The organism is Terrisporobacter muris, assembly GCF_024621905.1.
In the GTDB taxonomy this organism is placed as follows: domain Bacteria; phylum Bacillota; class Clostridia; order Peptostreptococcales; family Peptostreptococcaceae; genus Terrisporobacter; species Terrisporobacter muris.
In genome coordinates this window covers 1-10,318 of the sequence record NZ_JANKBY010000115.1, presented here as the reverse complement: position 1 = coordinate 10,318, position 10,318 = coordinate 1, and the positions used below count along the sequence as shown (strand labels likewise).

General features: G+C 28.6%; 8 protein-coding genes. 1 reads left to right on the top strand and 7 read right to left on the bottom strand.

All coding sequences use genetic code 11. The features are described 5' to 3' along the window. Positions 1–204: 204 nt before the first annotated feature. The 3 genes from NSA58_RS10315 to larE all read right to left on the bottom strand — a co-directional run bounded on the left by NSA58_RS10315 (position 205) and on the right by larE (position 3,010). Complete coding sequence (locus NSA58_RS10315) at positions 205–981, bottom strand: hypothetical protein (protein WP_074429848.1); 777 nt, start codon at positions 979–981, stop codon at positions 205–207. Positions 982–1,051: 70 nt separating this feature from the next. Then, a complete protein-coding gene (locus NSA58_RS10310) occupies positions 1,052–2,203 on the bottom strand; it encodes a THUMP domain-containing class I SAM-dependent RNA methyltransferase (protein ID WP_039681464.1) in 1,152 nt (383 codons plus the stop codon). Between the two features lie 15 nt (positions 2,204–2,218). After that, a complete protein-coding gene (larE, locus tag NSA58_RS10305; protein ID WP_257560432.1) occupies positions 2,219–3,010 on the bottom strand; it encodes an ATP-dependent sacrificial sulfur transferase LarE in 792 nt (263 codons plus the stop codon). A 347-nt stretch (positions 3,011–3,357) separates the two neighbouring features. Between larE and NSA58_RS10300 the strand changes: the two genes are divergently transcribed. Then, positions 3,358–3,888, top strand: coding sequence for an MBL fold metallo-hydrolase (locus tag NSA58_RS10300; RefSeq protein WP_330652559.1), 531 nt, complete (start codon positions 3,358–3,360; stop codon positions 3,886–3,888). A gap of 30 nt (positions 3,889–3,918) precedes the next feature. Here the strand turns inward: NSA58_RS10300 and NSA58_RS10295 are convergent, their stop codons facing one another. From NSA58_RS10295 to asnS, 4 genes are all read right to left on the bottom strand, one after another. Further along, positions 3,919–4,770 carry a patatin-like phospholipase family protein gene (locus NSA58_RS10295; RefSeq protein ID WP_039678291.1) on the bottom strand — a complete coding sequence of 284 codons (852 nt, stop codon included), beginning with the start codon at positions 4,768–4,770 and terminating at the stop codon, positions 3,919–3,921. Positions 4,771–4,847: 77 nt separating this feature from the next. Beyond that, positions 4,848–6,518 (bottom strand): bile acid germinant receptor pseudoprotease CspC, encoded by a 1,671-nt coding sequence (cspC, locus tag NSA58_RS10290; RefSeq protein ID WP_074078855.1) that lies wholly within the window; start codon positions 6,516–6,518, stop codon positions 4,848–4,850. Between the two features lie 10 nt (positions 6,519–6,528). Then, on the bottom strand, positions 6,529–8,628 hold the full coding sequence (locus NSA58_RS10285) for a S8 family peptidase (protein WP_052232835.1): 2,100 nt from the start codon (positions 8,626–8,628) through the stop codon (positions 6,529–6,531). Between the two features lie 100 nt (positions 8,629–8,728). Next, positions 8,729–10,126: an asparagine--tRNA ligase gene (asnS, locus tag NSA58_RS10280; protein ID WP_039678290.1), complete on the bottom strand. Its 1,398-nt coding sequence runs from the start codon at positions 10,124–10,126 to the stop codon at positions 8,729–8,731. Positions 10,127–10,318: the final 192 nt, after the last annotated feature.

Here is a 10,318-nt window from a genome sequence, read left to right as displayed (position 1 = left end):
TTCTTAAGATTTCTTATTATTATCATGTATTTATCTCAAAAAAATATAAAGCTAAATCCAAAGATATATAATAAAAATTCGCTTCGCTCATATCGCCAACGAGATGCCTTCGCTGCCGCTTAAGTCAACTCTATTGCTCAAGTCACAAAGTTGGGAATCATATAAAAATATATCTTTAAGATTTAGCTTTTATAGTCTTTTTATTTAATTTTTGGGAAACTTATCATCTGACCAAATTATATCGTCAAATTTATGTTCGCTTAAATTTTCTTCCTCAGCTTCTACTTGATGATTTTCATCAATAAATTCTTCCTCAGCTTCTATATTTCTAAAAACGCTACCTTCTACAATATCTTCTTCTTCACTTACATCTTCCACTTCTTCAAGCTCTACATCTTCTACGGATTTAGTTTTTAATTCATCTTCTTTTCTTGATTTCTTATTAGATGTTTTTTTGCTCTTATCTTCCTTAGTAGGTTTACTTTCTTTTTTTGATGTCTTCTTACTTGATTTTTTTGTACTTTCTTCACTTGGTGAATTTTGAGATTTCTTTTTTGATGCTTTTTTTGATCCTTTTTCACTCTTCTTAGTTTTTGCTGATTTTTTCGATTTTTTTGATTTATTATCCTTAGGTTGGGCTTCAACTTCTGGTGTATCTTTTTTACGTTCCACCTCTATAATTTCTTTTGGCTCATCATTTTCACTTTTATGTTTTTTATTTGAAGTTTTTCTTTTTTGATTTTTATCCTCATCAGAAGTAGATTTTTTCTTAGTTCCTAAATTAAAATTAATTGTTTTCTTTTTCTTTCTCTTTCTTATTGTTTCTTCTTGTACATGCTCTTCACTATTAGATTTATTATCATCTACTAAATCATTTAATATTACTTCATTGTAATCTTCTACATATGAAGAAGTTTTTTTAGTATTTTTATGTTCTTTGTGTTTTGCATTTCTTCTCAGGTTATTTTTTGTTTTAAACAAATTTACACCCCCTTAAACCTACTTATATAATATATATTCAGTTTAAGGGAATATATTTACTTTTTATAAATTATTTATTATTTTTAGGTGGCCTTGGTCCTATATATTGATATAAATTACTTTTTAACATACCATTATATAACTTTCTTCTTCTGCTTGCTTCTCCACCAAATTCATTTTCAAAATCTTCATACGAAGTTATAAGATAATATGACCAGTTTTTAAGTTTTCTAAATGTATATCCCAGTTGTTTATAGAGCATTTTAACTGTATCCGTATCTTCTAACCTTTCTCCATAAGGAGGGTTTGTTACTATAAATCCATACTCTTCGTCACTAGAAAACTCAGTGGCATCACCATATTTAAATTCTATATAATCTGCCACACCTGCTATCTCTGCATTTTCTCTAGCTATTTCTAATGCTTCTTCATCTATATCATATCCGTAAATTTTAAACTCTATATCTTCGTCTACCTTTGCATAAGCTTCTCTTCTTACATCCCACCAGATTTTTTTGTCCATAGTTCTCCAAGACTCAGAAATAAATTCTCTGTTAATTCCTGGAGCCATATTTATTCCCTTCATAGCTGCTTCTATTAAAAGTGTTCCAGAACCACACATTGGATCAACTAAGGTTCTTCCTGGTCTCCAAGGAACAAGTTCCATTATGGCTGCAGCTAAAGTTTCTCTAATTGGTGCTTTGTTAGCTCTTTCTCTATATCCTCTTTTGTGAAGAGCAGTTCCAGATGTATCTATTGTTAAAGTTACCTTGTCTTTATGTATAAATACATATATAGGGTATTTTTCTTTATCTTCTTTTAATAATCCTGTTTCTAAGTAGCTTTTCTTTAAACTTTCAACTACAGCTTTTTTAACTATAGATTGTATATCGGGAGTTGAATATAATTTTGATTTTATTGAAGATGCCTTTGATATTGGAAACTGCGCCCCAAAAGGTATATATTTTGCCCAGTTTATTCTCTTTGTTCCTTCAAATAACTCGTCAAAACTTCTAGCTTCAAATTCTGCCACCTTAAGATGAACTCTTTCAGCGCATCTTAAGTAAATATTTGATTTTGCTATACCTGTTTCATCAGTTTTATATGTAACCCTTCCATCTTCCGTTTTAATTATTTCAAATCCTAAGTTTTGTATTTCTCTACTTAACATTTTTTCCACACCAAAAAAACATGGTGCTACTAAAGTATATTCTTTTTTCATTTGTTCCTCCTGTTATTAGTTCATACTTCCCATTTTGTAACCATTTAAGTCTAAAGTAACGTATTTAAAACCTATTTCTTTAAATTTTAGATTTATTTTATTTATCATTTCATCATCATAAAACTTACAAATTTCTTTTTTGTCCACTTCTATTCTTGCCATGTTATCATGAACTCTTACCCTGTACTGACTGAAATTATTATCTTGTAAGAAATTTTCTCCTTCTTCAATCATTCTAAGTTTTTCTTTAGTTATTTTATCGCCTACTGGTATTCTAGTGGCTAAACAAGAAAAAGAAGGTTTTTTATATGTAGAAATATTTAATTCTTTTGATAATATTCTGATATCATCTTTTGTTAATCCAGCATTTTTTAGGGGACTTACAATATTCAGTTCTTCTAAAACCTTTAGTCCAGGCCTATAATCATCTAAGTCACTTAAATTAGTTCCATCAAGTATATATTTAATATTATGTTCACTTGCTATTTCTTTTATTTTACTAAATATAAATTTCTTACAATGATAACATCTAAGAGGTCCATTTTCTATAAACTCCTGCAAATATAAATTATCAATATTACATAGAATATGATTAACATCATATTCTTTTGCATAATTTTGAGCTTCTTCAATTTCTCTGCTTGAATGCATCATGGCACTAATAGTTATAGCTACAACATTTTCTTCTAGAGTGTCTTTTGCAACTTTTAATAAAAAATTACTATCTACTCCTCCTGAATATGCTATTGCTACCTTTTTCATTTCTTTCAAATCTTTGATTAATACATTTAATTTATTATTTAATATTTATAAAAGTACATATCTTAACTTATATTGTTGCAATAATGAATTTTCTATACAATCTTTGTATATACTTGTAAAATAATAGGAAATGATAATATGTATGAATTAGTTAAATCAGGTAATAACACCTGCTATATAAATTGTCCTGATAAAATTGGAATTTATAAAATGAATAATAAGAATGTGCGCTTAATTGATAGTGGCAACGACAAAGATGCAGGAAAAAAATAAATAAAATTTTAAATAAAAATGAATAGAATCTCAAACTTATAATAAATACTCGCTCCAGTGAAAATCATATTGGTGATAATAACTTTTTACAAAAAATGGAACTTCGAAATAAATTTTTAATGGCAACTCCAAGTAATATCACTAGTGATGTGGATAATAATCTTCCAGATGGATTAGAATATATAAGTCTTCCAGGTCATTTTTTTCAAATGATTGGAATTAAAACTGACAATGATATATATTTTATTGCTGATTGTTTGTTTAGAGAAAATATAATAAATAAGTATCATCTATCTTTTATTTATGATGTTAAAGAATATTTAAATACTTTAGACAAAGTAAAAAAGATTAACAGTAAACTGTTTATTCCATCTCATGCTGATCCTTGTGAGGATATTACTTATTTAGCAGATATAAATATTAATAAGATAAAAGAAATCGGTTATAAAATTTGTGAATTTTGTAAAGATTGCTTATTTTTTGAAGAACTCTTACAAAGAGTTTTTTCATTTTATAATCTAAAAATGGACTTTAACCAATATGTTTTAATAGGTATCACTGTACGTTCTTTCTTATCATATTTACATGACGATAAAAAAATTCAAATACAGTTTGTAAACAATAAATTAATTTGGAAAACTATAGAGTGACAAAAATAAAAAGCACTAAGTAAGTGCTTTTTATTTTTCATTTATAAATTTAATTAAATCTTCATAACATTCTTTGGCATCATTATAACCTTCGTCATAAAGAGCCTTTAGTTTTGTCTTATCCTTTTCAACTCTACTAATATTAACGGGTTCTTTAGGCTGTATTACAAATACTTCACCACTTTTTCTTTTTTCTTCAATAAAATCTATGGTATCATTGTACATTTTGTACCTATCTTCAATGGCTTTTATCAAGTTGGGATACTTTTTATATTTTATTTTAAATATATTTAAGAAGCTTGCTTTAGATTTTCTATAAGTTTTATCTCTAGTTAATATAACTACATTTTTACGGTGTCCATCTTCTATAGATTTTTTTACTGGTATGGAGTCACTAATTCCTCCATCTAAATATTCTTCTCCATTTATTTCTACAATTCTAGAAAGCAAAGGTAATGAGCTAGATGCTCTTACAGTCACTATATCTTCTTTCATATCCTGTATTTTCATATATTCGGCTTTTCCTGTTTTACAGTTAGTAACAACAGAATAAAAGTTGCCCTTAAATTTATTAAAAGTTTCATAATCATACAAAACTAATTCATTTGGTATACGATTATAAAGCATTTCTACACCAAACATATCACCAGTTTTTATTAAACTATTGATACTACAATATCTTTTATCATTAATATAATCTAAGGTTACTTTTAAAGATCTTCCTATTTGTTTTGATAAATAGCTTGATAGATGACATGCCCCAGCTGATACACCATAGCAATCATCAAAATAAATATTTTTTTCCATAAAAAAGTCTAATACACCTGCTGTATAAATCCCCCTCATTCCACCGCCTTCAACTACCAATCCACTTTCTATCATACTTACTGTGTCACTCCTCATCTTTTATTCTATATTAAATATAATTCTTTCAGTAGATATAGTCAAATTATTACAATTTATAAATTATTTGCAATTGCTTTTATAGTATTCTCCAAATTTAAGTCTCCATAACCTCCTGACTCATTTGGATAAGTGTAGATAGCTTTTTTATCAGCTCCCATCATTAAATATGTTTTTAGTAACTGAGTATATAATGTTTTTCCTGGATAAGAACCCTGACTTCCTATATATTCCATTATTACAGCTAATACTCCAGAAACAATGGAGCTACTTACTCCTGTTCCTGTAGATGTTGTATAAGATTTATTTATAAATGCTGATATTATATCAACTCCAGGCGCAACTATATCTGGTTTTATACCTATTCCTTTCATAGGTCCTTTTGATGATCCTACCCAAATACTATTTGTCTTGTTATCATAAGTACCTACAGTAATTACATTTTCTCCACTTCCATACATAGTAATCGTTGAAAATGAATTTGGATCAATAAACCTAGTATCTTTTGACATTAAGTTTTTATTAGGTAAATAAATATCATACTCTCCATTTATAATAAACTCTGGATATAACCTTACAGTCCATATACCTGGTTTAATATTATCAAGATTAATTATTAATTCTTGATTCCCAGAAAGAATCCACGGATAAATTAAATTCATTTCATAAGTTGTATTTTCCAAATTAAATTTGCCATAATATATATAGTTATCAGGAGAATAATCCACCCTAAAACTTAACTCTCCAGATGGAGAAATAATTAATCCTCCTATTTTATCTGGTCCAACTGAAGATACACATATTCTTAAATAATTTTGTTCACCCACTTGTATTTTTACATCTTGATAATTATGATCATTAAAAAAACCTTGATAATGAATATCTGTGTTTCCTTCATTTCCTGCTCCTGATACAAGTACTATTCCTGAACTACTTAAGTAAGTGAAAGTATCTAAGTAAGTAGCTATGAGTGCTGATGAAGATCTACCTCCTACTGTTAAATTAATAATAGTATACTTTTGTTCTCTTTTAGAAATGTCTAGTACATATTTAATAGCAGCTAAAAAATCCGTATTAATATAATGTATTACACCTTTTTTGAATTTTCCTTCATATTGTCTAAGTTTTACAACCACTAGTTCACTATCAACAGCTACTCCTAAATATTCAGAATTTAATTTCCCTCTTCCAGCACATATTCCTGCAGCTATAGTTCCAGTTCCTATTTCATCAGTTGTTAGAGTACTATCATTATCTTTTATAGCTTTGTTTATATCTTCTCTAGTAAATTCACTTCCAAAAATAGTACCTTGGGGTGAATTTTTCTTATCGCTACCTTGATCCCATATTGACACAATTTTAGTGGTATTATCATTATTGATAAAATCGGGATGTAAATAATCTATTCCAGAATCTATTATGCCAATCAATACATTCTTACCACTGGCATTGATATATGGATTTTTATTAACATAATTTACTCCAGAAGCATATGATGCACTTATACCAAAGCTTAATTGATTTGTTATGTCAATTAGAGAGCTCATTACTTCCTCCTTCTCCCAACTACATATTTCCGGTATTTTTGATATTTTTACTTCATCAAAGCTATCCTCTACATAAATTACTGCCAGTTTTTCATTTAATACCATAAAATCAAGTATATCATGTTTAGTTAATGCAGTTTTTATATCTCCCTGATATAAAATAGTATAAGATTTACTCATGCAAATTCACCTACCTTAATTGATTGAAGGTACCTTTTATATTTAAAATACCATATCCTGTACTTTGATTTGGATATGATATATTATTAAACCTTGTTGCACCTCCTCTAATAAATGTTCTCAATTTTTGTACATATGCTAGTCTAGGATAATTCTCATCTACTATATTGTATTGTAATAAAAGTGCTATACATCCTGATGTGTAAGCTGCTGCTGGTGCGCTACCTGTTATAGTTGCATATCCACCACCTGGATATGGTGCTATTATATTTACTCCAGGTGCTACTATATCCGGTTTTAAAATATTGCTTAGAGTATACCCTCTAGATGATGATGGCCACAATGTATTATTAATAGTATCATAAGCTCCTACAGTTATATTATCTTTATATGTTGCGGGAAAGTTTATAGTTGTACTTGGACTTGTATCTGTAAATTTAGTACCAGATTTTAATAATACTCTATTTTGCAAATAAGCATTATATATTCCATTTGTTATATATTCACCTGTTAACCTTATTTTCCAAGTTCCCTTTTTTACATTACTTAGATTGATAATTATTCGTTGTTGACCAGAAAAAAATGTTGGAAATATATATGCGATAGAATAAAATGTTGATTCAAAATCAAATTTACCAACTATTGTATTAAAGTATGATACATCCAATGCTTTACTCGGTTCACCAGTTGGAGATATTATCTCTGCTTTTACTGTATCTGGTTTATTAATCCAAACTTCAATTATTATATTTTCTTCATTATCATCAACCTCTAGTTCTATATCTTTTACATCACCTTTAAATAGTATATTTCCGCTATTATGAGTATTCGTATTTCCTTCATTACCTGCTGCATTTACTAAGCATACCTCTTTCATGAAATATGTTAGCTCCGTCAAATTCCTATTTGATGCTCCAACAAAACTATTACTTCCAAATCCTAAATTAACAACAACAGGTTTTTGTAATTTCTTTGCTTTTTTATATATATAATCGTATCCTGCATTTAACATAGCATTATTATAGTGTCCATCTATTGTCCCCATTTTTACTACTATTAGTTCCGCATCTTCAGCAACACCAACATAATTTTTATTTATCTTTCCCATACCTGCCATAATTCCAGCTAACATAGTTCCACTACCAACATCATCACTAGATAAAGAATTGTCTTTATTTTTAATAGCTTTATTTATTTCATCTCTATCATATTCAGTACCAATATAAAATCCATCTGGTGCATTCCCTTCTTTACTTTGATCCCACAAGTATGCTATTTTTGTAGTATTATCATCATAGATAAAATCTGGATGTAAATAATCAATTCCCGTATCAATTACTCCAATTAAAACACCTTTTCCGCTTAAGGTAAGATTTGGATTATCTTTGAAAAAATTAACTCCTATATCTTCATTTGCATTTACACCCTTGGAAATTTCATGAGAAATAATTGATAAAGAGTTTGGTCTTACAATTTCTATAGTTCTTTCTGCAGTTGGTATAGATAGTACCTTCATCAAAATATCTACTGAATTTTTATCTTCAAAGTCTACATCTCCAAAGACTATACCTATTCTGTCGCTAATTTTAAAGAAATTGTAAGTAGGAGCTACTTTTTTTAGATCTTCTTCAAATCCATATTTGTATAAGACTACGAATCCAGTTCCAATATTATTAAGCCTAGGGTCATACCTATTCATTTTCATTATGTCTTTTAGCTCTAATAAAGAATTTGAGTAATTAATATATGCATTTATATTTCCATTGACCTTTTCCAAAGGAACAAATAGTATTTTCCAGATACCTGGATTTATACTATTCTTCTTATCTTTTTTGCTAGTTATCTTTATTCTAATTTTTATCCGTGATGCAATTTCATTAAAATCAAAATACTCTCCCTTTATTTTTATATCTTCTACTATGTTTTTAATTTCTTTTTTATTCTTTGATATAAATTTTGTTCTTTTATTAGAAGGATTTATTACACAAACTTTAATACCTTCTTTAAAATTTGTATAAATATGAATATCTATTTCTTTTTCTTCCTCTGTAACTTGAAAAGCTATGCTTCTACTTTTATTATCATTAATAGTTAAGCATATTTTTTCCATATTAACCACCTCCTAAAAAAGGCTTTATTAATATATATACAAAAAGGTGACTTATTACAATTAAATTGTAATAAGTCACCTTTATTTTATTTGTTTAATATTAGAATTCACAATTTTTAGGAGTTCTTGGGAATGGTATAACGTCTCTTATGTTTGATACACCTGTTAAGTACATTATCATTCTTTCAAATCCTAGACCAAATCCTGAATGAGTTGCAGTACCGAATTTTCTAAGTTCTAAGTACCACCAGTAATCTTCTTTATTTAATCCAAATTCTTCTATTCTTTCTAATAATACATCTTCTCTTTCTTCTCTTTGAGAACCTCCGATGATTTCTCCAACACCTGGAACTAATAAATCCATAGCTCTAACTGTTTTTCCATCTTCATTTAATCTCATGTAGAATGCTTTTATATCTTTTGGATAGTCAGTTACAAATACTGGAGCATTAAATATTTGTTCAGTTATATATCTTTCGTGCTCAGTTTGTAAATCTATTCCCCACTCTACCGGATATTCGAATTTTTGTCCTGATTCAAGTAATAATTCTACTGCTTTAGTATAAGTTATTCTTACGAAATCAGAGCTTACTATATTGTTTAATCTTTCTAATAATCCTTTATCTACGAATGCATTGAAAAATTCCATTTCTTCTGGGCAATGTTCTAATACATAGTTGATTATGTATTTAACCATATCCTCAGCAAGTTCCATGTTATCTTCTAAATCAGCAAATGCTATTTCTGGTTCTATCATCCAGAACTCAGAAGCATGTCTACCTGTATAAGAGTTTTCTGCTCTGAAAGTTGGTCCAAATGTGTAAACATTTCTAAAAGCAAGAGCCATTATCTCAGCATTTAATTGTCCTGAAACTGTTAAGTTAGCTTCTTTTCCAAAGAAATCTTCAGAATAATCTATTTTGCCTTCTTCAGTTTTTGGAACATTATCTAAATCAAGAGTAGTTATTCTAAACATTTCTCCTGCACCTTCACAGTCACTTCCTGTGATTATTGGTGAATGTGAGTATACAAAGTTTCTTTCTTGGAAGAATTTATGTACAGCATAAGCTGCCACACTTCTTACTCTGAATACTGCTGAGAACATATTACTTCTTGGTCTTAAGTGAGCTATTGTTCTTAGATATTCTACTGTATGTCTTTTCTTTTGTAGAGGATATGAGTTATCAGACTCACCTTCTACTACAACTTTAGTAGCATGTATCTCAACTGGTTGTTTAGCCCCTTCTGTAGCTACTAATTTACCTTCTACTAATATTGAAGAGCTTATTGGTAACTTTCCTATATTCTTAAAGTTTTCTAATTTATCATCTAATACAACTTGCATGTTTTTGAAGAATGAACCATCATTTAGTTCTATAAATCCAAAGTTTTTTGAAATTCTAGATGTTCTTATCCACCCAGCCACTTTTACATCTTTGTCTATGTATTGTTCTTTATCTCTGTAAAGATCTTTTACTTGTATAAAATCTTTTTGCATAATTTTACCTCCTATTTAAGTATTTTATCTATTTTATTTAAAAATATTCTTAATTAATATTATACCCCACAGGGTTTCACGTGTCCCGTGGTACTCTGGATCATATCTGAAGTCTTCTTGTTTTGATTACGTGGCTTTTACACTTTATAGCGGAGCTTTCCAACTCTCTTCGTCTAGAATAAGTGATTCTGT